Genomic DNA, 26,583 nt, shown 5'->3' with positions numbered 1-26,583 from the left:
TTTATACACGTAAACAAGGTCTGGTTGAGCGGTCAAACATTTGGAAGGGGTAGGCTATGTGGATCGGTATAATTAGCCTGTTTCCTGAAATGTTCCGCGCAATTACGGATTACGGGGTAACTGGCCGGGCAGTTAAGAATGGCCTGTTGAGCGTAAATTGCTGGAGTCCTCGTGACTTCGCATACGATCGACATCGTACCGTGGATGAGCGCCCTTACGGCGGTGGTCCCGGAATGCTGATGATGGTGCAACCCTTACGGGAAGCGATTCATGCAGCAAAAGCAGCGGCAGGCGAAGGTGTGAAAGTGATTTATCTTTCACCTCAGGGTCGCAAACTGGATCAAACCGGTGTTTGCGAACTGGCGGCTCATCAGAAAATCATTCTGGTTTGTGGCCGTTATGAAGGGATTGATGAGCGCATAATCAAAACCGAAATTGATGAAGAATGGTCAATTGGCGATTATGTTCTCAGCGGTGGAGAGTTACCCGCAATGACTCTGATTGATTCAGTATCCCGCTTTATACCGGGCGTTCTGGGTCGTCAGGCTTCAGCAGAAGAAGATTCTTTCGCTGACGGATTGTTGGATTGCCCCCACTATACCCGCCCTGAAGTGCTGGAAGGCATGGAGGTACCGCCGGTTTTACTGTCGGGAAACCACGCAGATATACGTCGCTGGCGCCTGAAACAGTCGCTGGGTCGAACCTGGCTTAGAAGACCTGAACTTCTGGAAAACCTAGCTCTGACTGACGAGCAAGAGGTGTTGCTGAGAGAGTTCCAAAAGGAACATCGGCTCAGTCAACAAAACTATGAAGGGAACGCCAAAGCGTAACGCGAGGCCGTCCCGATATATCAGTTTACCTAGGGTAAGAGACATATTATGAGCAATATCATTAAGCAAATCGAACAAGAGCAGATGAAGCAAGACGTACCTGCTTTCCGTCCAGGTGATTCCCTGGAAATTAAGGTATGGGTCGTTGAAGGTTCTAAAAAGCGTCTGCAGGCATTCGAGGGCGTGGTTATCGCTATTCGTAACCGCGGTCTGCACTCTGCATTCACTGTTCGCAAAATTTCTAACGGCGAAGGTGTTGAGCGTGTATTCCAGACTCACTCCCCAGTAATCGACAGCATTACTGTTAAACGTCGTGGTGCCGTTCGTAAAGCTAAACTGTACTACCTGCGTGAGCGTACTGGTAAGTCTGCACGTATCAAAGAACGTCTGGGCTAAGGTATCGCTAACGCGACATCTACTAGTTAATATAGAACAAGGGGTTAGCCATCGGCTAACCCCTTTTTTTTGCATCCGTGCCTGCAAAATAACTATGCAGCGGATGGCTGGGTACCGGGTTTTGAGATAACCCGGGCGACCGATTCGTGCGTGGCAAAGGTGCAGCTGCATTCGATATTCTGACACTGATGATAGCGTTCTTTCGTTGATTCACTCAGATAACGGCTTGAACGTGTATGGGCTACTTTTCCACAAAGCGGGCAATGCATCATAAAAACCTCCGGCATGACAGGTAAGCAATGGAGTCATTATGAAACCTGAACCTTGCAAAAGCAAGTCGTGATTATGATATTGAAGATAGGTAAGTGATATCTGCAACATACGGTTTCAGGTTTAATGTGGTCGTGAACCCTTTCTCATTCATCTCGTGTACAGCAGAATCAATCACCCAGTTCTGGCTGTCGATCACGTCTTTAAATCCCTGCACATTCACCGGCGTTTGTGCGCTGAGATCGGCGCGTCCCAATGCCAGCCGTATGCTGAAAGACGCAGAATCATTCTGAATCTGATAAAACACGGCATCTGCTGCGCGCCTTGCGGTCTCTTCATCAGGAAAGATTTTAGACAGTTGCAGAATATTATCGCCTGAGCCTGCGGTATAACTCTTTTCTCCTGAGTTTTTCAACGCCACATTGCTGGTGGTCGCCTTTTGGAGATCGTGCCACTGTGCCTTCACGCCTGTGTAAGCCTTCTTGTCCATCATCTGATAGTTGTGATTATCGCCATCACTGCGGACAATTGTTTTCCAGGGAATAGTCTGCCCGGAAGCAGTCCTGCCGGTGCCAGCTTTAAAAAACAAGATTGCGCCGTTTTTGACAGTCACCTGCGCACCATAGCTTTGTGCCAGACGGGTGATGAAGTAGCTGTCAGTCTCAGCTGTCTGGTCGATATGTGGGATCTTAATGCTATCGAGTTCCTGAGGGATAACCGGCAGATCCAATTTATTTCGGCTCGATATGATGCGCACAATGGCGCCCAGCGTGTAATCGTCATAAGACTGGCTGAGTTTGGTGGTAAACGAACCGCGGAAATCTGCGCTGCGGGCAGTGACTACGATTCTGTCTGGTGAACCTGAATAAACCACGGTATCTACCGTGAAATAGCCGCAGTCATAAAGCGCCTGTTTCGACCATCCCAGATGCAGATGCAAAACGGCACCGCGAACAGGCATCTGTAATTGTCCGTCGCTGTCGTCGAAGGTTAAATTCAAGGTGTCCGCGGTAAAACCGCTGTTATCCGTGACGGATAGACTGATGATCCGATCCGAGATGTTTTCTTCCAGCACCTTATTTTTTATCACCAGGGTGAACACTGGCGCGATGCGCGCCCCCACGGGTAACTGAAGATCAGTAAGCATGTTCAGACTCCGCTTGCGAAATTGCTGATGGTTGAGCTGGCTTTGTTATACAAACCTTCGGCCTGAGTCAGCAAATCACCGAACATGGCGGCCTGCGACCCATCGACGCGGGTCAGGTTGAGCGTAAAATTAATACTTCGCGCCTGGCCGCTGGAATTAAACTCAGCATTGTCATTGGCAATATTTTTGATGACATACATGCCATAAATCGTGCCGCTGCCTTCAATCAACGGCCATGCACGGCCGGAGTCGGCCATGCTCTGTAGTACCTGTAAATAGCGCATACCGCCGGTCATTTCAGGCAATAATTGCCCGGTAATTTTTACCGTTTCCTCACCCAATCCGAGAAATTGCGAAACGGGACGCTGTCCGAAACGCGCGTTCGTGCCCCAGCCATAATTCACCTGACGGGACGTATTCTGATAAGGCAGCGTGCTCAATTTAAATACAAATAAACCCAGCGACATCATCATGAGTAAATCCCTCCGTTGTTGTACTGGCTGAGAAGATTGTTGGTATCGTTCCATTTCTGCTGGTTTATTGAATCTTCAATCCAGGTTCTGATCTGGTTATGATCTGTCTCCGGTGTGGCCGTGAAGCTTAAGTTCACGGTCGTCGCCCGGTTATCCGTCAGGGTATTCGCTACGGAAGTTTTAGCAGGCTGATACAGGCTCAGCGTGCCGCCCGTCGGAGAAATGCTCTCCACCGGCGCTGCCGGAATACCCTGACTTTCGGCATCGTCATTGCCAAAAATCGCATCCCAACCTTTTTTCGCCCAGCTGAAGACTTCACCTATTTGAGAAACCGCTTTATTAAGCGTGACGAAAATCTCTGCAATTGCTTCCCCGACCACTTTGCCAATATTGGTGAAGCCGCTCAGGGTATCCTGACTGAATTTTATCGGTTCAAACAAATCGGTAATCCATCCCAGCGCGGTTCTGAAAGGTGTAAACGCAGCAGTTATTGGTCCCATTACCGAGCTAAATCCTTCAATCACTCCGCCAACAAACGCACTGATCGGCTCCCAAAGTTTCATTACGGCGATACCGATACCGGCGATCAATGCGATCACGGGCAGCAGCGGAAGTCCGATGGCGGCAAAGGCGGTGGCAATAACGCCGCCGGTGCCGGTAAAAATGGTTCCAAGCAGTCCTGCACCTGCCATCAGCATATTGATTCCGCTCAGTACCGGCGCGATGGTCATGCCGAGCGCACCCATTCCGCCGACAATGCCCGTGATGCCTAATGCCAGACCGAGCAGGGAATTCACCAGCACCGGATTATCAGTGATCCAGGTATTGATCGTGCCCAGCCAGCTGGTGGCCGTTTGCGTCAGTTCTCGCAGGGCGGCAGTTTGCCCGTCGAAAAGGTTGATACGGATAGTGTCCCAGGTGGCAAAAAGCTTAGTGATATCACCGTCAAGGTTGTCGCCTTTCACAATCACCGCCATCTGTGCCGCAGGCGTTGTGCCATTCAGTGCTGCCGGTGTTTGTTCCAGAACCTGATCGGCATTCATTCCGTTTTTAGCGAGTGTCTGCTGTTTAGCGACCACTTCCGCCGGTGAATGACCGGCTGCCGCCATCGACAGACTTTGCTGCCGTAAAGCGGCAACATGCGGATCGCCATTTTTCAGACCGAGAACCGACTGCACTTCTTCCAGTCCGGCTTCCAGAGCTGCGCCCGGTTTAAGAAAGTTTTGAGCCAGCGCCAGTTTCGGTTGTGCAAAGGAAAAGGCAGACGAGCTGATATTTTTTAACTGGTCAATTTTCAGTTCACGATTTTTATATTGCTGCCCGATTTCCAGCCCTCGTTGTTCCATTTGCATCGGGCGTTGCTGGCGCAGCTTTTCTGCCGACTGGCTGGCCACTGCCTTTTGCAGACCGGAAAATGCCTGCGTTTCGGTTTCGCTGTCCGCGGCGAAAAGCGACTTTTCAAACTGGAGGGAAGCGTCAGTGATATCTTCTGAGAAGACGCTGAATAACGTCTTCCCGGGCAGTGTCAGCAGGTTGTTTCTGACCTTGTCAGTTTCGGCCCTGAAGGCGGCCAGATCCTGATTTATTTTTTCCAGCGTATGAGGTAACTGTTCGAGATTACTCATCTGTTTTTACTCCGCTGCGTTGCAGTGCCTTATGTCGCCAGTTCAGCAGATCGGTGAGTGACATGCCGTCCATCTCAGACGGCGGCCAGTGAAATATCACCGCGATATCTGCCATCAGGTCATCCACGGTGAGGCGGGGCGCAATACTTACACCACCGGTTTCGGCGATAAAAAACCAATCACCTTGCCTGCGAGCGCAATCAGATCCGGCAGCTCCAGGCGCGAGCACTCTTCTTTGGTCAGGTTCGGAAAGGTGATACGCGGCAAAATGGTGATCAGCGCGTCCACATCTGCGTTCGCCAGTGCCGCAAGACCGATACCGCGTAAGCTGCCCGCAGTGGGTCTGGTGACCTGAACTTCGGTGATTTCCATTTCGCCGCGTTTGAGCGGAACGTCAAGAATCACGGTGTTGTCATTAATGTCAGTCGGGTTCATGTGTTTTCCTGCTTGAGTGGGAAATGAAGCCGGCAATGGCTGCCGGCTTTGGGAGGGAATTACAGGCCGAGTGCGGTACGGTGTTCCGCCAGACGGTCAACGCCGTTGACGACTTCGACCATATTGACGGTGTCGATCTCAATCAGCTCTTTGCCATCGATGGTCAGTTTGAAATACGTACACTGGGTGGTGACTTTGGTTTCAGTGTCTTCACCCTGTTTGTACTCGCCGAAATCAAACTCTTTGTGACGGCCGCGCATCATCACTTCGACCGCGGAAACATCACCGGTGTCGTCACGCTGCAGCGAACCGGCAAAACGCAGTGGAATATCAGATGTGCTGCCCCATTGCTGCAGAACCAGCTCATCCAGACCGCCGATGGACCATTCCAGCGTCAGCGCATCGTCGTCCAGACCGAAGTCCACTGCGACCGAACCGCTCATGCCGCCGCCACGATAGTTTTGCAGTTTGCGGGTGAGTTTCGGCAGCGTCAGCGAAGAGACCAGACCGAGGTAGCTGTTCCCGTCATTAAACAGGTTCAGGTATTTCAATTTCTTAGGAAGTGCCATGAGTCATTGTCTCCTTAGCTGTTAATGGACGCGGCAAAGTTCACCAGGTAAGAGTCGGTGATACGCTGGCGCAGGGTCAGATCTTCCAGTGGAGGAACCGGGGTGTAGTCGTAATCGATATACAGTTTGCCGGCTTTCAGGGTTTCCGCTGTGTTAGCGGTTTCGTCGTACCAGCAGTCACCGTCAATGATGTAACCCGCTGATTTCATTTCGCGCATTTTGGCTTTGATGCCGTCGATCATGTCGCGAACCAGTGAGGGCGTCATTGGTTTATCGACCGCCCACATATGCGCTTCTGCCATGGTATCGGCCAGCACTTGCGCGGTACGGGTGTAGTTTTCAAACAGGAACAACGTGTCATCGCTGCAGGTACGGTTGCCCCAGAAACGGAAGCCGTCTTTGCGAACCAGCGTGGTGACACAGGCTTCGTTCAGCAGATCGGCGTCTGTGCCGGTCGCCTGCAAATCCCAGAAGACGCTGGCTGAAAGGCCGGTCACACCGTTCACGCCGACGTTTGACAGCGTTTTATGCCAGCCGGTTTCCTGGTCGATTTTGGCGCGTAAGCCCAGAGCACGAGCAGTGGCATAAGCGATATCCGACTGGCTGGTGGTGGTATTCCAGTTAATAAAGTCCGGCCAGATCAGCATCAGTTCGCGCTGACTGAAGTTCTCGCGGTATTTAATCGCATCGGAAATGGTTTTTGCGCCATAGACGCCGACATAACCAAAGGCACGAAGCTGCTGGCAAACACCTGCCAGCGCGGTTGCGACTGCCTGATTATCCAGACCAGGAACGCCGAGAATGCGTGGTTTAACGCCAAGCTCAGCCTGAGCAGAAAGCAGCGCTTTCATGCCGGTATAACGGCCATTGGCATCAGAACCGCCGATGATATTACTGGTGGTCTCAGCCTCATCTTCGCCCGTGGCAACACGCACCACGACTGTAACCGGTTTACACTGGTCAGCAATCGCCAGAAGCGCTGCGCGCAACGTGCCGCTGGTGCCTGCTTTACCGCTGGCGGCCAGAACATCAGTGATCAGGACCGGAGTATTCAAAGGAAAAACGGTCGCATCCGCATCTTCTGCGGTACAAACCATGCCGATAATTGCTGTGGAAACGGTAGAAATAACGCGGGTGCCGTCGTTGATTTCAACAACACGTACGCCGTGATGATAATCAGCCATCAGGTTGACTCTCTCTGTTGTGGGTGGTGAAGCAAGGATGCCGGTTCGCAACACAAAGCGCATTTCCTCAGGGGCGTGGGGGCGGTGGCACAACAGCGGGGGGAATAAAAAAGGAGATAAAATATTATCTCCTTTAGCAAAGGTTAGTAAAATCAGTGGCTTAAATAATAATCAGGCTGCCCGTACAATATAATTAAAGGCGATATTACGGGGGCGCATAGTGATCCATATACCATAAGGATCTTTAAGGCTGGCAGGTAACTGTTCTGCTGACATACGGTTGTCCGTCATAATAGAAGCAAGTTCATTATTAGCAGGACTTTTTGCTCCTGTAGGCTGTGCAGCAATAGCTGAATCGGCAGCAACAAATGCAGTCCCTATTGTTCCTCCTATTGTTGTTTCATCGACTCCGAAGTAATCCAACGCAGCGGTTCTTATACCGGTTGCACCCTGAGCGCCATAGATAGCTCGCCCTGTATCAACTCCCCTTCCATCGTCCCAGCCACGAATAAATTCGCCTCGTAAATCAGGCAACAAGCCCAGTGGGTAAACAGCGGCGAGTTTTGGATACTTTGCCTTATCAAATGCCGCGCCATTACATTTCAACCATCCTGCTGGTGGTGTTGCTATCGGCCAGGGAAGGGGAATGCCAACGGGCAGATCGTATTGTGGATGTGGATTCACAGCCGCCACATGCCTCGCCATCAGATCATCCGCATACGCCTTAACCTCAATGACTTTATCATCGACATATTTGCGTGTTGCCAGTACCACAGACGGATCAATTTTCAGCGTTACCGCGTCAGTGCTGTTTACCACTAAAATCATACGTACGGTTTGAGTGCGGCCGCTGCCTTCCTGTAACTGGGGTTTATAGGTTTCAGGGCAGTTGGCGATAGCAATCAGCGTGTTGTCCTGATCAAATAAGCCAATCTCGCGGATCCAAAATCCTCCCTGATCTTCAGGAATGATCTGTTCGGCGATAATCTGATTAGTATTTGCCGGATCAACACTCAGAGAATTAAGTGCTGCCCGGCGTTTCTCACCAATTAACTGAGTTTGAGCCGGGTCCGGTGTTGGCAAAATACCGCCGCCATCACCGACAGCCATTTGCGTCAGACTTAGTTGTGTACCCAGCGCGGTAGCATTGGCCAGTTTCGCTGCACCCAGATTGGTCAGCAACGCATAATATTTAGCTGTCATAATTAACTCTCAGGTTGTCGATTAAATGAATGGCTGAACCGGTATAGACAGAGCCGGATGCAGTAATGGTTTCAGGGAAATAGGGATAAACCGTCAGTTCTTCGCCGTCGTAAGTCGCTGCGGCGATATAAAAATCACCGGTGACGTCCAGATTGATGGAGAGCCCGATCAGATGACGGCTACAGGGTTTGGCATCGGTGATCAGGCGTTCGAGTTCCTGGTACATTTCTTCCGTAATGCCCGTTTCAAGTACGCCGACATCAAGGCGAAAAGTGCCCGGAACATCGTGGGTCTGCCACCATTCGGTGACGCGAATTAAATATCCCAGCGGTTCAACGACCCGTCGCAATGCGCCGATGGTGCCTTTGTGTTTATGAACGAACCAGGCGGCGAGAACGGCAGAGCGTTTCGCCGGTTCGGTCCAGTTTTCATCCCAGCGATCGACCGAAAATGCCCAGGCAAGATAAGGCAGTAACTCCAGCGGACAGGTATCAGGATCCCAAAGTTCACGCAGAGGAACGCTGAGATTACCGATTTGCGATAGTGCCTGTGCGGCCGCAACTTCAAGCTGAGTAGAGCCGGAAGGTAACAGACGATCACTCATCCGAGCCTCCCACTGTCAGTGAGTAATCGGTACAAAGTGACGCCTGAGTTTTATCAAGCACGATATCTGCCAGCGGTGATGACAGTTCAACCCGCTGAACGCCTTCAACATGCAGAGCGGCATAAATTGCAGAAAGCCGGATATCGCGACCTAACCGGCTTTGCGTGTTGATGTAGGTTTTCAGCTGCGCTTCAGACGCCGCACGGACGGGCTCAATTTCAGGTGTAGGCAAAACATACAGCACGGCATCAATCTGATAAGGCACAATCTCAGCTGCCTGTACTGTGACGCGATCGGCAACCGGACGGACATCTTCATCGTTCAGGGCTTTCTCCACGGCAAGGAGCAAATCACTGGAGGCAACGCCGTCGTCATCACGTGACAAAATAGTGACGGTCACTTCAGCGGGCGACGGGCTGATTGCCGATGCATCCGCAATGCGCCCGTCTGCCGAGCGGGCATGATATTCGTAAGCGCCTGTCGGACCGGCCACGCTTAACCCTTCAAATGCCTGAGGGATGCGCATACGTAAATCACTATCAGCTTCCAGAATGGCAGCCGTTGGCGGGATGGTGGTGTTATCCGCTGGCTGTAAAACCAGGCGCTGAACATTAAAATTCGCCGCCAGCTGATCCAGATCGCTGCCTGTCGCATACGCCACCATTACCGCGCGGGCGGATTCGTTAACTCGCTGGCGCAGGATCAGTTCGCGGTAAGCGTTCTCCTGCAACAGCTTGACCAGCGGTTCGGATTCCAGCGTCAGTGTCCGACTGATGGCTTCCTGCTGGTCGGCGGGATAGAGCGAAATCAGCGTCGTTTTACGTTCTTCAAGCAGGGTTTCATAATCCAGTTGTTCGACCACATCGGGGGCCGGTAACTGGCTCAAATCGATCGTTGCCATAAGTGTCAGCTCACAGGAATATTCAGGGAAAAATCCGTCGCCGTATCGTTACGGCTTCCGGTCAGTTCAATCACCATCTTGCCGTCGTAGCCGGTGTTAAAAGTGATAGCAGTCAGTGAAACGCGGGGTTCCCACTGCAACAGGGCGGTGTAACACACGGCCATCATCTGTAGCCGCAGGGCGCCGTTTTGCGGCTGGTCAATCAGCTCCGAAAGCAGCGAGCCGTAATTGCGGCGCATCACTCTTGAGCCCACCGGCGTATTCAAAATATCGCTGACGGACTGGCGAATATGGTCGAGATCTTCGATAGCCAGACCGCTATTTCTGTCCATCCCCAGGTATTTCGGATTGCTCATTGCGGGCCTCCAGTCTGACCGCCACCGGTCTGAACACCGCTGTGGCGATGGGTATGCACAACGATGCCGTTGGATGTCAGGCTGCCGCCGCTATGGATTAAGTTGCCGGTCAGCGTGCCACCTTGTTTCACTTCAAGGGATCCGGTGGTCAGCTTGCTTGTGCAAACTACTTCCGGCGTGTCCAGCGTGATGCGGGTGCTGGCGGTGCAGCGGATTTCCGGCGCTGTTACCTCAACTTTCTGCGATGCGTTGATGACTGCGGTTTTAATTCCCGTCACTTTCAAAGCGCTTTGTGCCGGTTCGTATTCAAAAACGGCGCCGTCCGGGAAGACCAGATGAAGGGCATCTGGCGAAGCCGATGGCGCGGGTGAGGCATCGGAGAAAACGGCGGGTAAGACGAACGCCGTATTCAGTTCGCCGCCCATCGAGAGCAGCAAAACCTGCTCGCCGACGGAAGGCGCCCACCAGCTGCGCGTGCGGCCAGCGCGGTGCGTCATCCACGGCAGCCACGCCGTTACGTTGCTGCCCGTCGCGACGCGGCAACGTGCGTTGGCCAAATCCAGTTCAGAGACGTTGCCGATGCGCACCAGATTGCCAATCAGCCGCATTATGTCGTTGAGTTGAAGAGTCGTATTCATGGGATAAAGGATGCCGTTTCAGAGGGTTGAGCGACAACCGGTGACCGTTCGCCAGCGGCTGACACAACAAGGTTTACCGGGTCACACCGTCCAGCTGCTGATCAGTTCTCCGTTGAGATAAACCTCACGCGGCAGCGTCACGTTTTCCGGCAATGGGGGTTCAGGCAGATGCGTGATGGTGCGGACATCTTCTGAATCTGAAACCTGCACGCGCTCAGTCAGTTGCAGCGTCAGGACCAGGCTGTTCGCCTGCTGAGTGAAAGTGAAATCACTCAGCCGGTGCGCCGCGTTGCCGAGGATCTCAGGCTGATTAACCTGCAGCCAGTCGAGGACGGTGACCACGCTCAGATCGACCAGCGTTTCGCTGATCGCTTCATCCGTAATCGTCACTGTCAGCGGATAGCGATATTCAAAAGACAGCGAAGGTGCCGACGTGGCCACCACGTTGCCGGCGCCGGTAGTCAGGGCCAGTTTTTCCGGTGCGACAGTAAGCTGAGGGATTTGTTCAGTCAGCCGTTGTTGCAACTGAATCGGTTTTTGCATGTTGTGCCTCCTGACACTTTTTGATGGCTTCGATTTGTAAGCTGCAATCCATCAGCGCAGATTCCAGCTGGAGAATGTCGGCGCTCAGATCTTCATTGGTGACCGGTTTGCTGGCCGGGATCGGGCATGAGCTGACCGCCGGACAGCCAACGTAAATAATCGATGGCGGAGCTGAAGGCGGGACGCTGGTGCAGCCGGCTAACATCAGCAGGCAGCCCGGTATCAGCCCACTGACGGGTTTGCAGATTTTCATGAAGGCTCCTCTGCCTTTGTTTTTCGCGGCTTTGCATCATTTGCCGGGCCGTGCTCAGGTCTTCGCGTAACGCCAGTTCAGCCTGCTCGCGCTGGCGCATTTGCTGGTTCAGGACGGTGATCAGCTGCTCCCGTTGCTTCACCTGAGCCGCCAGGGCATCGCGTTGCAGACCAGCGTTGTTGAGGTCGTGCTGTAATGAACGGTTGGAAAGCAGCAGGATGGCGATCAGCAAAACCATCCCGGCCAGAAGTGCCGGTAACAGGCGCATTCAGACCCCTTTCAGGCAGACGGCACGCTCGGCATTTCGCCTGCGTTCGAGCCCGCGATTACGTTCACCATTAACGAAAACCCAGCGCGGGAGCTGATCACAAGCTTTCTGCCACTGCTGCTGGTTGATGAAAAATGCCAGCGTGGATTGACAGGCTGCTCCGGTGCCGACGTTAAAACCGAAGGACACGACGGCATCAAAAACCGGCTGTGGCATGGTCACCGGCATACATTTTTTAATGGCGCGCTCGGTCTGCTGAATATCTGCCAGCAGGTTTTCAGCGGCCTGATGTTCGGTAATGGTTTGTGCCGGTTTAACCCCTGCCGTGTGGCCGATGCCGCTGGTCCATACACCGGCACTGCACTGGTAGGGCTGCAGCTGACAGCCTTCAAAATCGGTGATAAGCCGCAATCCTTCTGCCGACACCTGCAGTGACAGATAGCCCGGCAATACCGCCATCAGCCCTAACACGACGGCAGCACTGCAGCGTTTAAGAGTTGAGGTTTTCATAGGTGTCTTTGCGCAGGCCGCTGCGTGCCAGCAACTGATAGCTTTTGCGCCGGTAATACCAGTTGATCAGAAACGTACCGACCCCGACACCAGAGCCGACCAGAAAGGCGACGTCCTGCGATGTCAGGCTGGCGAGCCAGGTCAGTGAGGTGGCAATAAAATAGGCGCAGCCTGAACTGATGCGCTCAGTACTCAGTCCCATAATTTGATCGCCTCCTGAACCGGTTGTTCTGCAATGTCCGGTAAATCAACGGCCGTACCGTGAGGCAATAACGGGCCTAAATCGGCGATGCCTTTATTGGTGGCAAAGACTTTTTCGACGACCGCAGCGGTACGGTTGTAATAACGCCAGCATAGGGAATCGAGGGTGTCGCCCTGTTGTGCATAGACTTTCATGGGTTTTCTCCGCGAGTGAGTAGGATCGTCAGTTGATGAGATCAGTCTGCGGAATAGGGCGTGGAGCGGCAATCTGGAAGGGATGTGAAACGACTGGCACAACAGAGAAGCAGATAAATAACACAGGGAGAGGGCGGGGCGCTTAGTCCGGAGGGAAACCGGTCGGGCAAGCGCCAACAATGTTGACAACTACCGCCGCAGGGTCTGGCAATTAGTGAGGGTCGTCAGTACTCCCGTTATAGCAGACTGCGTTCTGGTTCTCGTCAGTCAGCGCCTGACCTGCCAGTTCTGAAATCAGCGACATCATGACCAGAAATTCTTTTGGATTGCATTGGGCTGTCTGCGATATGTCTGCGATCAGTTGTATCCTGGACAACGTTAGCTGTTGTTTAGTCAGGTTTTCCATTTTCTCCCCTCGCCAGATACTGTGTTTATATACAGTATTCTTTAATTGATCTAATACGTCAACACTTAGGGCATTTTAAAAATTATAATTCATTGAATTTATGCATTAATTTTTATTGATCCGATTTTTGTATGAATTGATGACTTTGTGCGAAAGCCGGCGATCCACAGTTATTGACAGAACTCCAAGGTAAGCGAATCTCCGGCATTTCCACATAACAAGGCCGGTGACGGACAATCCGCCATTGTTCGGTATGTGTCAGGTAAATAAGCGAAGTACCAAGATGCGGCGCGTAAATGCCGATGACTTTATGACGGGGCTCGCCCCAGGCATTGGTTTCCCCGCTGAGCTGGCGCGCAACGCGAACCGTTTGCTCTTTTCGCGGAATATGTATGCCGCCCTGTGCCTGAATATAACCGGCAAAATCCCCCTGGTCGGCGGCGCTGCGGACGTCCTCAACGCGTGTATCAAAGCGGCTGCTCAGACTCTGATGTCTGATCCGCCGACATTCACGCCACGCGCCGACGGCAGGAATGCCAATGGCGTGAAATTGCGGGATCCGCCACGTCGATGCCCATGAGGTGACCGCGGTCGCGACATCAGTAAGCAGGTGTCCGGAGTCAAAATCCTTTTCGCCATCAAGCGCATAACCATCAATATTCTTGGAGACATATTTCGCAATGTAACCCGCCGCACCGCCGCGGTTCAGCGGCTTACAATTAAAACGTGACTCCGCAGCGCCTGGCTCATCCGGATCTTCTTCCAGTGCGTAACGGCGCATTACTTCAGTCACCTTTTGCTGCTGATCCGCTGGTGTGAACAGCATCATGTGCCAGTGCGGGGTGCCGTCGTGATGCGGTTCGACGACGCGCACACCGTACACTTTCAGGTTCCGGTCTTTAAACGTGGTGCGGATTTTTGCCCAGACCGCGACCAGATAACGTTGTGCATCTTTGGGTGTAAACGCGTGCTGATCCCATTTCTGGTTAAAAATGGGTGATGATCCGGCGCCAGTCGTTTTCAGCGGATGGTATTTTGAAGGTGTGGTCAGCGTGATAAACAGGCCGCAGTCCCGCTGCTGGTCAGCAACATCTTCGATACCGGCGATCAGCGTCATAAGTTCCATACGGCGAAGTTTAGGGTTGGAAATGCTGGCTAATACGGTCTCCAGCAGGCTCAGTGTTTCCCCTGATTCGACATTTTCGAGCTGGCATTGTTTCAGGTAATTAATGGCGGATAAGCGGCGTGACACCACATCACGGATGGCGTTTTTACTGGCATATGGCGATGTTGCGCGGCTCACATAACCGCAGGCAATCATCAGGGCTTCGCGCCATAAACGTTGTTTTGAACGCAGCTGTTTTTCCCACCATTCACCACTGACCAGACGGGAAATACTGGCGACGGCTGAATGTGCGGTCATACGGCCTTTTTGCCATTTCTGCCAGTAAAGAGGCTGTACGCGACACGAGCGGGCCATCGCGGCGATATGCCCGTAAATCTCGTGCTGCGTGCTGTCTTGCAATAACACGTCAGGTTGATCAGGTCGATTTTGCAGCCAGCGTTCACAGTGATATTCGTAAGCATCTTGCATATGCACTGCCAGCTTGCTGGCCAGCCTTCTCAGGCTGTCATCATTAAGATCAGGCAGGCGGTTAAACATTTCTTCTTCCATGAGGAGCTTTTGCGAGATCTGACGGTTCAGGGTGTTTCGCGCATTCACCTGCTGAATCCGCGGCCACAAACGCTGCGTAAACACTGTCATCAGAAAATGAACCGCCGCGCGGACTCCCTTTGTTTTCAGCAAAAACGCATACCGCTGATGTAAAGGCGTACGCAGACAGCGAGGCAATGCCGCCATCCGGGAAAGGGCTGTTTGCTGGCGCAGGCAGAAATCACGGTTAAGAGGTTTTTCCAGCGGACTGCTGAGCGCCGGTCGCGGGGCATTCCACTCCCATTTCCCTGCGAACAATTGCCCCGCTGCCCGGTTAAAAGCCGGCGGCGGGGAAGGCATTACCCTGCCTCTGTTATCTGACATGTTTATTTCCGAAAATTAGAATACAAAAAACCTTCTGGAAATAAGTTTATTTCCAGCGCAGACACGAAAATTAATAGCATTAATCTGAGGGTTTATACGGGGCGATAATTCTTTCTTTTAATTTCCTCAATTTCCTGGCACTCAATACATCGCTGTACGCCGGGAATGATTTTCCTGCGTGGCTCTGCAATGGGAGTGTCACAATCCACGCAGAAGAAGGCAGACGGCGAAGGCTGCGTGCGGATAGCCTGCGTAATCTGTGCTTGAAGGATTTTTAACTGATACTCCTGCGATTCATCTATCCAGTCTGCCATCAGTAAAGTTCTCCTTTAAATATCGCCGTGAAATGGCGTAGTGATAATAAGGCCTGTGTTATTTTCATTTGTTCCTCATCATTTAATTGTGAATATGTCAGTAAGGTATGATGACGTTTAAGGCCGGCATGAAAACATAAGGTAAGTTTCCATTTTTCACTGGCCTGATCATAAATAACCTCAACCCGATCCTTACTCTGAGCGAAATAAATTTCTTTCAGATGAGCGATATGGCGCAGTCCGGTCTGGCGCTGCTGCTCTGTTCCTAAAAACATCGCGTCTCCTTATTTCTCCACGACGCCGTAAATTTGGTATCATGGTCGTCAGTCGGTACATTACATAATCAATCTAAGCTCGTATTTGCGAGTTGTCAAGATGATATTTACAGATTCAGGGGTTTTCGCCAGATGCAATTAGATGAACTTGAAGGTGGAAAAGCTGTTCTGACGCGTATGCTTCAGGCTTACGGCTTCAGCATGCAGAAGGAGCTGGGGGATCTGTACGGTTTGTCATCTGGAACAATAAGTACCTGGGTAAGAAGAGATTATTTCCCCGGTGATGTGGTCGTGGCCTGTGCGCTGGACACCGGCGTGTCATTACGCTGGCTGGCGACAGGCAAAGGAAACATGCAGGATTCAGCGCTTTCAGGCGCAGCAGCGTCCGGTGACATCCGTCAACTTAAAAAATTGAGATTGCGTGGCGGAGCGCTGGAAGAAGAGGGCGTCTGGTCTGTTGATCCTTCGCTGCTGGATGATTCGCTGACTCAACCGGCTTATGTTGTGAAAGGCCATCACTCGTGGATTATTGATCTGGGCAGCACCCATCCGGGCAATGGCCGCTGGTTGCTGGATATCGATGGTGATCTGGATGTTTACGATGTGGCCCGTATTCCCGGTAACCGACTTAGCGTGACCCGTCAGGAAAGCCACTTCGAGTGTGGCGTGGATGAAGTGACTGCCCTGGGGCAGGTCTTTATTACTCTGGATCGTAACCTTTAAATTCTGTTTCCTCAGCAGCATCCCCGCTGCTGAGGGCATTCCCTGCCTCATCCTCTCTATATCTTGTCCTGAATTCCCATGACTTTCCTGCTAACCCGTATGTAACAATTACGGTACACCTGTTTGAGCTAAGATTCTCTTTGTGTAAATATAACTTTCCATTATATGCTTGGTTACGTTGTATTGGTAATATTATGTTTACAAGTAAGGCTTGATAAGTTTACGTGCTGTGTTAATGTTGTCCGCAGATGCCTCTGTGGCAGCCCATTTTCCTTATAGCGGAACACGATCATGCAAAAAGACGCCCTGAATAATGTTCACATCACTGCTGAACAAATCCTTATCACTCCTGAAGAGTTGAAAAACCGTTTTCCTTTAAGCGTCAGCGACGAAAACAGTATTTCCGAAGCACGTAAAACCATCGCCGATATTGTGCATGGTCGTGATCCTCGTCTTCTGGTGGTGTGTGGCCCTTGTTCAATTCATGACGTTGATGCAGCGCTCGATTACGCACGTCACCTGAAAACGCTGGCGGCTGAGCTGAGCGACCGTTTGTACATCGTGATGCGCGTTTACTTTGAAAAACCACGTACCACTGTCGGCTGGAAAGGGTTGATTAACGATCCGCACATGGACGGTACGTTTGATGTGGAAGCAGGGCTGCATATTGCCCGTGATTTGCTGCTGCAACTGGTCGGCATGGGTTTACCGCTGGCGACAGAAGCGCTGGATCCAAACAGCCCGCAATACTTAGGCGATCTGTTCAGCTGGTCAGCAATCGGTGCGCGTACCACTGAATCTCAGACACACCGTGAGATGGCGTCTGGTCTGTCAATGCCGGTTGGCTTCAAGAACGGCACCGATGGCAGCCTGGGCACGGCGATCAACGCCATGCGTGCAGCTGAAATGGCGCACCGTTTTGTAGGCATTAATCAGGCCGGGCAGGTTTGCCTGTTGCAGACTCAGGGCAACCCGGACGGGCATGTGATTTTACGCGGCGGTAAGACACCAAATTACAGCGAGCAGGACGTTCAGGCTTGTGAAAAACAGATGACCGACGCGGGACTCCGTCCTTCCTTGATGATAGATTGCAGTCACGGTAACTCAAACAAAGACTATCGTCGCCAGCCTGTTGTGGCTCAGTCCGTCATCGACCAGATTAAAGCCGGTAACCGCTCTATCACGGGGCTGATGCTGGAAAGTCATCTGAACGAAGGCAGCCAGTCTTCTGAACAACCGCGTTCAGCCATGAAATACGGTGTGTCTGTGACGGATGCCTGTATCAACTGGGAAACGACTGAAGACCTGCTGCGTACCATGCATCAGGAACTGGGCGATGCGCTGGCGGCACGAATCGCAGGAGAGTAAGTTTTTATGGTGGCAGAACTTAACGCGTTGCGCGATCAGATCGACGACGTTGATAAAGCGTTATTAGATCTCTTATCACGGCGTCTTGCGCTGGTGGCCGAAGTCGGGGAAGTCAAAAGCCGTTATGGTTTGCCGATTTATGTGCCTGAACGTGAAGCAGCGATGCTGGCTTCACGTCGTCAGGAAGCGCAAAACCTCGGTGTTCCGCCGGATCTGATTGAAGATGTATTGCGCCGCGTGATGCGTGAGTCCTACTCAAGCGAAAACGATAAAGGCTTCAAGACGCTGCATCCGGCACTGCGTCCGGTGGTGATTATCGGCGGGAACGGGCAGATGGGGCGTTTGTTCACCCGTTTACTGGAGCTTTCCGGTTATCAGGTGAAAGTGCTGGAGCAGGAAGACTGGCCGCAGGCAGAAACATTACTGGCGGATGCCGGAATGGTCATCGTCAGTGTACCGATCCATCTGACCGAAGAAGTGATCGCACGTCTGCCGAAACTCCCTGATGACTGTATTCTGGTGGATCTGGCGTCGGTAAAAAACCGTCCGCTGCAGGCAATGCTGGCAGTGCATGAAGGCCCGGTACTTGGTCTGCATCCGATGTTCGGTCCGGATGTCAGCAGCCTGGCTAAACAGGTGGTGGTGTATTGCGATGGCCGCGAACCTCAGGCATATCAGTGGCTGCTTGAGCAGTTGCAGGTCTGGGGCGCACGGTTGCATAAAATCAGCGCCGTCGAACATGATCAGAATATGGCGTTTATTCAGGCATTGCGCCACTTCGCGACCTTTGCGTATGGTCTGCATTTGTCAGAAGAGAATGTGCAGATCGAGCAATTGCTGGCACTGTCTTCACCGATTTACCGCCTCGAACTGGCGATGGTCGGACGATTGTTTGCGCAGGATCCGCAGCTTTATGCTGACATTATTATGTCGTCAGAAAGCAATCTAGCGCTGATCAAACGTTACTATCAGCGTTTTGGTGATGCGCTTGCTCTGCTTGAAAGCGGCGATAAACAGGCGTTTATCGACAAATTCAGAAAGGTTGAGCACTGGTTTGGCGATTATGCGCCACGCTTCCTGAAAGAAAGTGGTGCGTTACTGAGACAGGCTAACGACAACCGTAAGTAAGTTGTCCTGAAATGAAAAAAGGGCGCTGCCATTGTGTGCAGCGCCCTTTTTGTTTGCGAGAAATTACAGGTTGTTTGTGAAATTACAAATCAACAGAGACGACGTTCTCGCTTGGATAACAGCCGAGCACTTTCAGCGAACGGGTGATCGGAGCCAGATCCTTCAGCGCCTTTTTCATCTCTTCAGAACGCAGGTTGGCCTGCACATCGATATAAAACATCTCTTCCCATGGATTGCCGTTAATCGGGCGAGATTCCAGTTTGGTCATGATGATGCCCTGATCGCGCAGCACCAGCAGCGCATTTACCAGCGCACCTGCCTGCTGGCCGGTCGCCATAATCAGCGTAGTTTTGGCCGGAACCTGATCTGTGACCTCAATCGCTTTGCGCGCCAGAACAATGAAGCGGGTAATGTTTTCCTGCTGGTTCGCCAGATTATGTTCAAGCACCTGCAGTTTATACAGCGCGCCACCGGCTTCGCTGCCGAGCGCCGCCACGTGTGGAGAATTGGCCGCGGCCACTTTTTCCATCGCCGCCGCAGTGCTTTCGCAGTATTCAATTTTCCAGTGAGGGAAGCGGTTGATGAACTGACTGCATTGCTGGAAAGGCTGAGGATGGCTGTAAACCGTCTGTATCTGCGACAAATCAGTATCGGTCGCGACCAGTACGCAATGATTGATAGGATTGGTCAGCTCACCCACAATCGACAGGCTGGTGTGTTGCAGCAGGTCATAAACGTCATTGATTGAACCGGAGCTGGTATTTTCAATCGGCAATACGGCGTAATCGGCCTGACCGGTTTCTACCTGAGAGAAGATATCCTGGAATTTCTGGCAGCCACATTCGATGAACTGGTCGAAATGGCGGGCGGCAAACTGGCGTGCGGCAAGATGTGAATAAGAACCTTTCGGACCGAGGAAAGCGATACGGGCGGAATCAGAAGGGGTTTTATTCAGATGTTGCTGGAGCAGAGCCTGCTGGGTCAGAACGGAATCTTCAATGATCAGCTGATACACGCGGGTGATGTAATGACCGTCGAGCCCCTGTTTTTTTCCTTCCTGAATCAGTGCGTTAATCAGTTCAATTTCACGTTCTTTGTCGCGGATCGGGCGGTGAGAGTGCATTTTGGATTGCGCGACTTCTATCGCCATCGTGCGTCGTTCTGCCAGCAGAGCCAGCAGTTTCAGGTCTAATGCGCTGATGCGTTCGCGCAGAGCCAGTAATGAGTTCTCGGTCATGTTGTTACCCTTTTTGATGTTCTTTCTTTCAGCAAAATGTGTAAAACGCAGGCATAAAAAAAGCCCCCTTTTCAGGAGGCTTTGTTGTTCGTCTTCGCATTCATTCTTTCGCGACGAAACGCCTCCCAATCAGGGGAAGGTAAAAAAGAATGCGAAGAAAAACAGACGGGTATTCATGTGAGCGTTGTTTCCATAAGTTTGAGCAGAGTCTTAAAGTAACCGCTGGCTTTTCCCTGTGTCAATAAGATTTCCTCAGGACACAAAAAACGCGCTCCTGAGAGCGCGTTGTGAACTGCCTTTCCGATAAGCCGGTTATTCCTCTTCTTCCTGCACCGGTTCCAGATTGAGTTCTTTGACGCCGGATTCTGCACGGCGGGCTTCACCCTTGTGCTGCGCTTTGTTGAGCTGACGCTCAAGCTTGGCGGTCATGTCGTTAATCGCAGCGTACATATCATCGTGCGTAGCACTGGCAACCAGTTTCCCGTTTGGTGTACTGATGGTCGCATCGGCGACAAATCCCTGAGGTTCTTTCGACAGGATTATGTGCGGGTTAATGAGCTGAGTTTGCCATTTATCCAGTTTTTTCAGACGGCCTTCGATGTGTTCACGAATCGCGGCGGTGATGTCCATTTGTTTACTGGTAATGTTGACTGTCATATGACTTACCTCTCTTATTTCCGTCTCCGATGAATCCAACATACCAGCCTTTTTTATGAATTGCCTGCCCAAAACCACGGTTTTTTGTCACTTTTTGTCAACTTTGGCGTTTATGTGACCCAGGGTAATTAATGGCGGGAAAGGCCTTGAGACTTCGATAAGGAGCAGGCATGATTGATGGGATCAGTGCATTATCTTCTGCGTTTTTTAACCTGTTTTTTCGTTCATCACGTTCACTCTTCTCTGACTTTTCCCGAATCAAAGCCAAAAAAAACGGCAGCCTGAGCTACCGTTTGTGTGTACGGACATTTTAAAATTATGCTGCGTTATTGGCCGCAATAATTTTCGCAACTTTATCAGCCTGGTTGTTCAGCTGCAGTTCACGATAGGCACTTTCCATCAACGGCAGCGCGTCATGCGTCGCTTTCGTATCCGGGTAATCTTTCAGCATTTGCTCAACACGGTTAACAACAGCGACGTACGCACCGCGTTTAGTGTAGTATTGCACCACTGACAGCTCGTATTTCGCCAAACGATCTTTCAGGAATACCAAACGTTTAGTCGCATCAGTGGCGTACTGGCTGTTTGGATACGTGTGGATCAACTGGCTGAAATCGCGGAATGCTGCACGCGCATGCTGCGGATCACGGTCTGAACGATCAACACCGAAGAATCCTTGCAGCGCACTGTCATCCAACGCCATATCCGTTAAACCACGCATATACATGACGTAGTCGATGTTTGGATGGGTTGGGTTCAGACGCATAAAGCGATCAATAGAAGCCTGAGCCATTGGCAAGTCAGCAGACTTGTAATAGGCATAAATCAGATCTAACTGAACTTGCTGCGAGTAAGGCCCAAACGGATAGCGGTTATCCAGCGCTTCTAATTGCGCAATCGCGCCTTTAAAGTTACCGTCCTGCAGTTTTTGCTGGGCAGTGGCATAAAGGACGTTAGGCGGGTTATCGGGAACCGTTTCTTTGGAACTGGAGCAACCGACCAGCGCCAGGCTCAACGTGGCTGCTGCCACCAGATATTTCACACGCGTCATGACGTTTTGATTATCCTCAGGTGTTATTCTGGGAGACTGTCCGTTAAGCTCCCGACAAAGACCAGCTACAATAGCACATTATTTTAAACGGCATCGCCGTGAAAACCCAACGTTAACCAAGAAGCTGCATATGGCACAACAAGTACAACTCACCGCAACGGTGGCCGAATCTCAACTCGGTCAACGGTTAGATCAGGCTTTGGCCGAATTGTTCCCTGATTATTCAAGATCTCGCATAAAAGATTGGATCCTTGAAGACAGGGTCACGGTCAATGGCAAAAAAGTGACCAAACCAAAAGAAAAAGTGTTGGGTGGCGAGGCTATCGCAATCGATGCGCAAATTGAAGAAGAAGCGCGTTGGCTGCCACAAGATATCGCTTTAGATATCGTGTATGAAGATAACGATATTTTAGTCATCAATAAACCCCGCGATCTGGTTGTTCATCCGGGCGCAGGGAATCCTGATGGCACGGTACTGAATGCTTTGCTGCATTATTACCCGGCAATCATTGATGTTCCTCGCTGCGGCATTGTTCACCGTCTCGATAAAGACACCACGGGTCTGATGGTCGTCGCGAAGTCAGTTCCTGCGCAAACGCATCTGGTCACTGCACTTCAGGCGCGCGAAATCACCCGCGAATATGAAGCAGTCGCTATTGGTACAATGACGGCAGGCGGCACAGTGAATGAGCCGATTGCGCGCCATTCCACCAAGCGTACGCACATGGCGGTTCATCCGACCGGCAAACCGGCGACCACACACTATCGCATTATGGAGCATTTCCGTGCTCATACGCGTCTGCGTCTGCGTCTGGAATCCGGCCGTACGCATCAGATCCGCGTACATATGGCACATATTAACCATCCTCTGTTGGGTGATCAGCTTTATGGTGGCCGTCCGCGTCTGCCAAAAGGCGCTTCCGAAGCATTTATCAATATGCTGCGTAGCTTTGATCGTCAGGCTCTTCATGCGACCATGCTGCGGCTTTATCATCCGGTAACCGGTATTCAGATGGAATGGCATGCGCCACTTCCGCAGGATATGGTTGACCTGATCAATGCGCTTAAAGCGGATACCGAAGAGTTCAAGGACCAGATGAACTGGTAATGAGCCTGCTTATCCAGCCTCAGTGGCCGCAACCGGCATCGGTGCGGTCATGTGCGACAACCCGCGAAGGAGGCGTCAGTCTGCCTCCTTACGGTTCGCTTAACCTCGGCAGTCATGTTGGGGATTCTCCTGAGCATGTTGAGCTGAACCGCCAGCGGTTGATTGAACTTGGCGGTCTGCCTGCTTCGCCACACTGGCTGGAGCAGGTTCATGGCACCGACGTGGTTCGTTTATCATCGCAAACTCCTCTTATTCCAACACAGATTGCCGATGCGGCCTATACCCGCGAGCCAGGCGTTGTCTGTGCAGCAATGACAGCCGATTGTTTACCGGTTCTGTTTTGCAGTAAAAACGGCGATGAAGTGGCTGCAGCGCATGCGGGCTGGCGTGGTTTGTGTGCAGGCGTGTTGGAAAATACGGTTGCCTGCTTTGAGGCTGCTCCCGCAGAAATCATGGCGTGGATGGGACCGGCAATTGGTCCGGCGCATTTTGAAGTCGGCGGTGAAGTGCGTGACGCCTTTTTGGCGGAGAACAGTAATGCATCCGTTGCTTTTACCCCAGCGGGCACCAAATTTAGGGCCGACATTTACCTGTTAGCCAGATTGCGTTTACAGGCCGCTGGTCTCACCGCTATTTATGGCGGCGAGTATTGCACTGTGACCGACAGCACCACATTTTACTCTTACCGGCGCGACGGAATTACCGGACGGCTGGCAAGTTTAATTTGGCTGATATAACCTATCGAATCAAGACGATCCATCGCGCATAGCAGCAGTCCTCCTAATATACTGCCAAGATAACCTTGAAAACGTGAGGGTTGACCTCATCTAATCTCCAGTAGCAATTTTGTTCAGTATTGGAGGTGTTATGCGTCTGGATCGTCTTACCAGCAAATTCCAGCTTGCCCTCGCGGATGCTCAGTCACTCGCGCTCGGGCGCGACAATCAATTTATCGAACCTGTTCACCTGATGAGCGCTTTGCTTACTCAGGAAGGCGGGACCGTTCGTCCTTTATTAACTGCGGCTGGGGTAGATACCCAGAAACTGCGCACGGACGTTGATCAGGCTTTGGGGCGTTTGCCGCAAGTTGAAGGTACCGGTGGGGATGTTCAACCATCCAATGAACTGGTACGTGTTTTAAATCTTTGTGACAAATTGGCACAGCAGCGTGCTGATACTTTTATTTCTTCAGAACTGTTTGTTCTGGCTGTGATGAAAGACCGCGGCTCTTTAACGGATGTGTTAAAAGCCTGCGGCGCAACGGCCGAGAAAATTACTGCGGCTATCGATCAAATGCGTGGAGGTGAGAAAGTGGATGACCAGAATGCCGAAGACCAACGTCAGGCATTGAAAAAATTCACTATCGATCTGACCGAACGTGCCGAGCAGGGCAAACTGGATCCGGTCATCGGTCGTGATGAAGAAATTCGCCGAACCATTCAGGTTCTGCAACGTCGTACCAAAAATAACCCGGTTCTTATTGGTGAGCCTGGTGTCGGTAAAACCGCGATTGCGGAGGGGCTGGCACAACGCATCATTAATGGTGAAGTGCCGGAAGGCCTGAAAAATAAACGAGTGCTTTCATTAGATATGGGCGCACTGGTGGCTGGCGCGAAATATCGCGGTGAATTTGAAGAACGTCTGAAAGGCGTGCTGAGTGATCTGGCTAAACAGGAAGGCAACGTCATTCTGTTTATCGACGAATTGCATACCATGGTTGGCGCGGGTAAAGCCGATGGCGCGATGGATGCCGGCAATATGCTGAAACCGGCTCTGGCGCGTGGTGAACTTCACTGCGTAGGTGCGACGACATTAAATGAATATCGTCAGTTTATAGAGAAGGATGCGGCGTTAGAGCGTCGTTTCCAGAAAGTGTTTGTTGCCGAGCCTTCTGTTGAAGACACCATCGCTATCTTGCGTGGCCTGAAAGAACGCTACGAGCTGCATCACCATGTCCAGATTACTGACCCGGCTATCGTTGCGGCGGCGACGTTGTCCCACCGTTACATCTCGGATCGTCAGTTACCGGATAAAGCGATCGACCTTATAGATGAAGCGGCATCCAGCATTCGTATGCAGATGGACTCTAAACCGGAGTCTCTGGACCGTCTCGATCGCCGTATTATCCAGCTGAAACTGGAACAGCAGGCATTGAAGAAAGAGTCTGATGACGCCAGTATGAAACGTCTGGAGATGCTGGAAACCGAACTGAACCAGAAAGAGCGCGAATATTCTGAGCTGGAAGAAGAGTGGAAGGCCGAAAAAGCTTCCCTGACTGGCACGCAGAATATTAAAGCGGAACTGGAGCAGGCGAAGATTACGCTTGAACAGGCTCGCCGCGTGGGTGACCTGGGACGTATGTCAGAATTGCAGTACGGGAAAATACCGGAACTGGAAAAACAGCTGGCAGCAGCCACTCAGGCGGAAGGTAAAACCATGAAGCTGTTACGCAACCGCGTGACAGATGTGGAAATTGCCGACGTGCTGGCGCGCTGGACTGGTATTCCTGTGGCACGCATGCTGGAAAGCGAACGTGAAAAACTGCTGCGTATGGAAGAAGAGTTGCACAATCGTGTGATTGGTCAGAACGAAGCGGTTGAAGCGGTATCGAATGCAATTCGTCGTAGTCGCGCAGGGTTGTCGGATCCAAACCGCCCGATCGGGTCATTCCTGTTCCTCGGTCCGACCGGTGTGGGTAAAACAGAGCTGTGTAAAGCGCTGGCGACATTCCTGTTTAACAGCGATGACGCGATGGTTCGCATCGATATGTCAGAGTTTATGGAAAAACACTCTGTTTCGCGTCTGGTCGGTGCGCCTCCGGGTTATGTCGGTTATGAGGAAGGGGGTTACCTGACCGAAGCGGTTCGTCGTCGTCCTTACTCTGTCATCTTATTAGATGAAGTAGAGAAGGCGCACCCTGATGTCTTCAACATCTTATTACAGGTGCTGGATGACGGTCGCTTAACGGACGGGCAGGGCAGAACGGTCGACTTCCGTAATACGGTGGTCATCATGACCTCTAACCTGGGCTCAGACATTATTCAGCAGCACTTTGGCGAGGCCAGCTATGCGCAGATGAAAGAATCGGTCATGGAAGTGGTCACACACAGCTTCCGTCCGGAATTCATCAACCGTATAGATGAAGTTGTCGTGTTCCATCCGCTGGGTCATGCGCATATTAAAAACATCGCTAAGATTCAGCTGGAACGTTTGTATAAACGTTTAGAAGAACACGGCTATACGGCAACGCTCACCGATGCGGCGCTCGAGTTGCTGGGCAATACTGGATTTGACCCGGTTTATGGCGCGCGTCCGTTGAAACGTGCCATCCAGCAGGAGATTGAAAACCCGCTGGCTCAGCAAATTTTGTCTGGCAAGCTGATACCAGGCAAGCCAATTACTGTCGATGTGGAAAATGATCACATCATCGCAAGACAGTAATTAGGTAATAAGGGAGCTAAAACGGGCTCCGGAGCAATCCGGAGCCCGTTTTTTATGCATTTTTTGTTCGTTATTAATTCATTTGATGAATTAATGGGCGGTTGATGAGAAAAGTGAAATTAGCCCTTGCGGCCTGCTGAGAACTCCCTATAATGCCGCTCCATCGACAGGGAACAACGTGAACAACATCACGAAGTAACCGGGTCGGAAAGATTAAAAACAGCGGCAACTGAGTA

General features: G+C 51.7%; 35 protein-coding genes and 1 other annotated feature. Of the genes, 8 read left to right on the top strand and 27 right to left on the bottom strand.

What is annotated here, in order from left to right:
• Positions 1–56 precede the first annotated feature (56 nt).
• Positions 57–830: a tRNA (guanosine(37)-N1)-methyltransferase TrmD gene (gene trmD, locus ACJY2G_RS21145; RefSeq protein WP_013574037.1), complete on the top strand. Its 774-nt coding sequence runs from the start codon at positions 57–59 to the stop codon at positions 828–830.
• 48 nt (positions 831–878) lie between these two features.
• Positions 879–1,226, top strand: coding sequence for a 50S ribosomal protein L19 (rplS, locus tag ACJY2G_RS21140; protein ID WP_095923499.1), 348 nt, complete (start codon positions 879–881; stop codon positions 1,224–1,226).
• Between the two features lie 92 nt (positions 1,227–1,318).
• On the opposite strand, the gene ACJY2G_RS21135 is transcribed toward rplS, so the two are convergent.
• The 23 genes from ACJY2G_RS21135 to ACJY2G_RS21025 all read right to left on the bottom strand — a co-directional run bounded on the left by ACJY2G_RS21135 (position 1,319) and on the right by ACJY2G_RS21025 (position 15,634).
• Complete coding sequence (locus ACJY2G_RS21135) at positions 1,319–1,498, bottom strand: ogr/Delta-like zinc finger family protein (protein WP_120163545.1); 180 nt, start codon at positions 1,496–1,498, stop codon at positions 1,319–1,321.
• 71 nt (positions 1,499–1,569) lie between these two features.
• On the bottom strand, positions 1,570–2,643 hold the full coding sequence (locus ACJY2G_RS21130; RefSeq protein ID WP_120163546.1) for a contractile injection system protein, VgrG/Pvc8 family: 1,074 nt from the start codon (positions 2,641–2,643) through the stop codon (positions 1,570–1,572).
• Positions 2,644–2,645: 2 nt separating this feature from the next.
• A complete protein-coding gene (locus ACJY2G_RS21125) occupies positions 2,646–3,116 on the bottom strand; it encodes a phage tail protein (protein ID WP_430320782.1) in 471 nt (156 codons plus the stop codon).
• The gene (locus tag ACJY2G_RS21120; protein WP_430320783.1) at positions 3,113–4,741 is read right to left on the bottom strand and encodes a phage tail tape measure protein; all 1,629 of its coding nucleotides are present in this window, start codon (positions 4,739–4,741) and stop codon (positions 3,113–3,115) included. The genes ACJY2G_RS21125 and ACJY2G_RS21120 overlap by 4 nt, the downstream gene beginning before the upstream one ends.
• A complete protein-coding gene (locus tag ACJY2G_RS21115; protein WP_013574043.1) occupies positions 4,734–4,868 on the bottom strand; it encodes a GpE family phage tail protein in 135 nt (44 codons plus the stop codon). The genes ACJY2G_RS21120 and ACJY2G_RS21115 overlap by 8 nt, the downstream gene beginning before the upstream one ends.
• A gap of 20 nt (positions 4,869–4,888) precedes the next feature.
• Positions 4,889–5,176, bottom strand: a complete 288-nt coding sequence (locus ACJY2G_RS21110; RefSeq protein WP_430320784.1) for a phage tail assembly protein — start codon at positions 5,174–5,176, stop codon at positions 4,889–4,891.
• 59 nt (positions 5,177–5,235) lie between these two features.
• Positions 5,236–5,745: a phage major tail tube protein gene (locus ACJY2G_RS21105; protein WP_013574045.1), complete on the bottom strand. Its 510-nt coding sequence runs from the start codon at positions 5,743–5,745 to the stop codon at positions 5,236–5,238.
• A gap of 14 nt (positions 5,746–5,759) precedes the next feature.
• Positions 5,760–6,929 (bottom strand): phage tail sheath protein, encoded by a 1,170-nt coding sequence (locus ACJY2G_RS21100; RefSeq protein WP_120163550.1) that lies wholly within the window; start codon positions 6,927–6,929, stop codon positions 5,760–5,762.
• 171 nt (positions 6,930–7,100) lie between these two features.
• On the bottom strand, positions 7,101–8,132 hold the full coding sequence (locus tag ACJY2G_RS21095) for a phage tail-collar fiber domain-containing protein (protein WP_430320786.1): 1,032 nt from the start codon (positions 8,130–8,132) through the stop codon (positions 7,101–7,103).
• A complete protein-coding gene (locus tag ACJY2G_RS21090) occupies positions 8,122–8,736 on the bottom strand; it encodes a phage tail protein I (RefSeq protein ID WP_129639210.1) in 615 nt (204 codons plus the stop codon). The genes ACJY2G_RS21095 and ACJY2G_RS21090 overlap by 11 nt, the downstream gene beginning before the upstream one ends.
• The gene (locus ACJY2G_RS21085; protein ID WP_112290623.1) at positions 8,729–9,637 is read right to left on the bottom strand and encodes a baseplate assembly protein; all 909 of its coding nucleotides are present in this window, start codon (positions 9,635–9,637) and stop codon (positions 8,729–8,731) included. Before ACJY2G_RS21085 ends, ACJY2G_RS21090 begins: the two co-directional genes overlap by 8 nt.
• Positions 9,638–9,642: 5 nt before the next feature.
• Positions 9,643–9,993 (bottom strand): GPW/gp25 family protein, encoded by a 351-nt coding sequence (locus ACJY2G_RS21080; RefSeq protein ID WP_430320787.1) that lies wholly within the window; start codon positions 9,991–9,993, stop codon positions 9,643–9,645.
• On the bottom strand, positions 9,990–10,631 hold the full coding sequence (locus tag ACJY2G_RS21075; RefSeq protein WP_430320788.1) for a phage baseplate assembly protein V: 642 nt from the start codon (positions 10,629–10,631) through the stop codon (positions 9,990–9,992). Before ACJY2G_RS21075 ends, ACJY2G_RS21080 begins: the two co-directional genes overlap by 4 nt.
• A gap of 81 nt (positions 10,632–10,712) precedes the next feature.
• Positions 10,713–11,174, bottom strand: a complete 462-nt coding sequence (locus ACJY2G_RS21070; protein WP_430320789.1) for a phage tail protein — start codon at positions 11,172–11,174, stop codon at positions 10,713–10,715.
• Positions 11,137–11,379, bottom strand: coding sequence for an Rz1-like lysis system protein LysC (gene lysC / locus ACJY2G_RS21065; RefSeq protein ID WP_244220241.1), 243 nt, complete (start codon positions 11,377–11,379; stop codon positions 11,137–11,139). Before lysC ends, ACJY2G_RS21070 begins: the two co-directional genes overlap by 38 nt.
• The gene (gene lysB, locus ACJY2G_RS21060) at positions 11,267–11,695 is read right to left on the bottom strand and encodes an Rz-like lysis system protein LysB (protein ID WP_120163557.1); all 429 of its coding nucleotides are present in this window, start codon (positions 11,693–11,695) and stop codon (positions 11,267–11,269) included. The genes lysC and lysB overlap by 113 nt, the downstream gene beginning before the upstream one ends.
• The gene (locus ACJY2G_RS21055; protein WP_112290615.1) at positions 11,696–12,205 is read right to left on the bottom strand and encodes a lysozyme; all 510 of its coding nucleotides are present in this window, start codon (positions 12,203–12,205) and stop codon (positions 11,696–11,698) included.
• Positions 12,186–12,407, bottom strand: a complete 222-nt coding sequence (locus tag ACJY2G_RS21050) for an HP1 family phage holin (protein ID WP_279920059.1) — start codon at positions 12,405–12,407, stop codon at positions 12,186–12,188. Before ACJY2G_RS21050 ends, ACJY2G_RS21055 begins: the two co-directional genes overlap by 20 nt.
• Positions 12,398–12,601: a tail protein X gene (locus tag ACJY2G_RS21045; protein WP_430320790.1), complete on the bottom strand. Its 204-nt coding sequence runs from the start codon at positions 12,599–12,601 to the stop codon at positions 12,398–12,400. The genes ACJY2G_RS21050 and ACJY2G_RS21045 overlap by 10 nt, the downstream gene beginning before the upstream one ends.
• A gap of 211 nt (positions 12,602–12,812) precedes the next feature.
• On the bottom strand, positions 12,813–13,007 hold the full coding sequence (locus ACJY2G_RS21040; RefSeq protein ID WP_112290611.1) for a hypothetical protein: 195 nt from the start codon (positions 13,005–13,007) through the stop codon (positions 12,813–12,815).
• 112 nt (positions 13,008–13,119) lie between these two features.
• Positions 13,120–15,045 carry a replication endonuclease gene (locus ACJY2G_RS21035; protein ID WP_430320791.1) on the bottom strand — a complete coding sequence of 642 codons (1,926 nt, stop codon included), beginning with the start codon at positions 15,043–15,045 and terminating at the stop codon, positions 13,120–13,122.
• Between the two features lie 92 nt (positions 15,046–15,137).
• Positions 15,138–15,359, bottom strand: a complete 222-nt coding sequence (locus ACJY2G_RS21030; RefSeq protein WP_430320792.1) for a TraR/DksA C4-type zinc finger protein — start codon at positions 15,357–15,359, stop codon at positions 15,138–15,140.
• Positions 15,359–15,634: a DUF5347 family protein gene (locus tag ACJY2G_RS21025; protein WP_112290606.1), complete on the bottom strand. Its 276-nt coding sequence runs from the start codon at positions 15,632–15,634 to the stop codon at positions 15,359–15,361. Before ACJY2G_RS21025 ends, ACJY2G_RS21030 begins: the two co-directional genes overlap by 1 nt.
• Positions 15,635–15,766: 132 nt before the next feature.
• Here ACJY2G_RS21025 and ACJY2G_RS21020 point away from each other — a divergent pair, with 132 nt between their 5' ends.
• The 3 genes from ACJY2G_RS21020 (at position 15,767) to tyrA (ending at position 18,853) form a co-directional block, all read left to right on the top strand.
• The gene (locus tag ACJY2G_RS21020; protein ID WP_112290605.1) at positions 15,767–16,357 is read left to right on the top strand and encodes a phage repressor protein CI; all 591 of its coding nucleotides are present in this window, start codon (positions 15,767–15,769) and stop codon (positions 16,355–16,357) included.
• A gap of 291 nt (positions 16,358–16,648) precedes the next feature.
• The gene (locus ACJY2G_RS21015) at positions 16,649–17,725 is read left to right on the top strand and encodes a 3-deoxy-7-phosphoheptulonate synthase (protein ID WP_120163560.1); all 1,077 of its coding nucleotides are present in this window, start codon (positions 16,649–16,651) and stop codon (positions 17,723–17,725) included.
• A gap of 6 nt (positions 17,726–17,731) precedes the next feature.
• The gene (tyrA, locus tag ACJY2G_RS21010) at positions 17,732–18,853 is read left to right on the top strand and encodes a bifunctional chorismate mutase/prephenate dehydrogenase (protein ID WP_112290601.1); all 1,122 of its coding nucleotides are present in this window, start codon (positions 17,732–17,734) and stop codon (positions 18,851–18,853) included.
• 82 nt (positions 18,854–18,935) lie between these two features.
• On the opposite strand, the gene pheA is transcribed toward tyrA, so the two are convergent.
• The 4 genes from pheA to bamD all read right to left on the bottom strand — a co-directional run bounded on the left by pheA (position 18,936) and on the right by bamD (position 21,798).
• Positions 18,936–20,090: a bifunctional chorismate mutase/prephenate dehydratase gene (gene pheA, locus ACJY2G_RS21005; protein ID WP_120163561.1), complete on the bottom strand. Its 1,155-nt coding sequence runs from the start codon at positions 20,088–20,090 to the stop codon at positions 18,936–18,938.
• A 53-nt stretch (positions 20,091–20,143) separates the two neighbouring features.
• Positions 20,144–20,268, bottom strand: a sequence feature (Phe leader region).
• A complete protein-coding gene (locus ACJY2G_RS21000) occupies positions 20,220–20,267 on the bottom strand; it encodes a hypothetical protein (RefSeq protein WP_369794779.1) in 48 nt (15 codons plus the stop codon). (Overlaps the previous feature by 48 nt.)
• Before the next feature lie 134 nt (positions 20,269–20,402).
• A complete protein-coding gene (raiA, locus tag ACJY2G_RS20995; protein WP_112290598.1) occupies positions 20,403–20,747 on the bottom strand; it encodes a ribosome-associated translation inhibitor RaiA in 345 nt (114 codons plus the stop codon).
• 316 nt (positions 20,748–21,063) lie between these two features.
• A complete protein-coding gene (bamD, locus tag ACJY2G_RS20990) occupies positions 21,064–21,798 on the bottom strand; it encodes an outer membrane protein assembly factor BamD (RefSeq protein WP_112290596.1) in 735 nt (244 codons plus the stop codon).
• A 130-nt stretch (positions 21,799–21,928) separates the two neighbouring features.
• Between bamD and rluD the strand changes: the two genes are divergently transcribed.
• From rluD to clpB, 3 genes are all read left to right on the top strand, one after another.
• Positions 21,929–22,906, top strand: coding sequence for a 23S rRNA pseudouridine(1911/1915/1917) synthase RluD (gene rluD, locus ACJY2G_RS20985; RefSeq protein WP_112290595.1), 978 nt, complete (start codon positions 21,929–21,931; stop codon positions 22,904–22,906).
• Positions 22,906–23,643, top strand: coding sequence for a purine nucleoside phosphorylase YfiH (yfiH, locus tag ACJY2G_RS20980; protein ID WP_430320793.1), 738 nt, complete (start codon positions 22,906–22,908; stop codon positions 23,641–23,643). Before rluD ends, yfiH begins: the two co-directional genes overlap by 1 nt.
• 130 nt (positions 23,644–23,773) lie before the next feature.
• A complete protein-coding gene (gene clpB, locus ACJY2G_RS20975; protein WP_430320794.1) occupies positions 23,774–26,347 on the top strand; it encodes an ATP-dependent chaperone ClpB in 2,574 nt (857 codons plus the stop codon).
• Positions 26,348–26,583: the final 236 nt, after the last annotated feature.

Origin of the sequence: Rahnella sp. ATs2 (assembly GCF_051851855.1) — a bacterium.
In the GTDB taxonomy this organism is placed as follows: domain Bacteria; phylum Pseudomonadota; class Gammaproteobacteria; order Enterobacterales; family Enterobacteriaceae; genus Rahnella; species Rahnella variigena.
The sequence above is the reverse complement of the archived record's forward strand: the minus strand, read 5'-3'. Positions and strand labels throughout refer to the sequence as shown.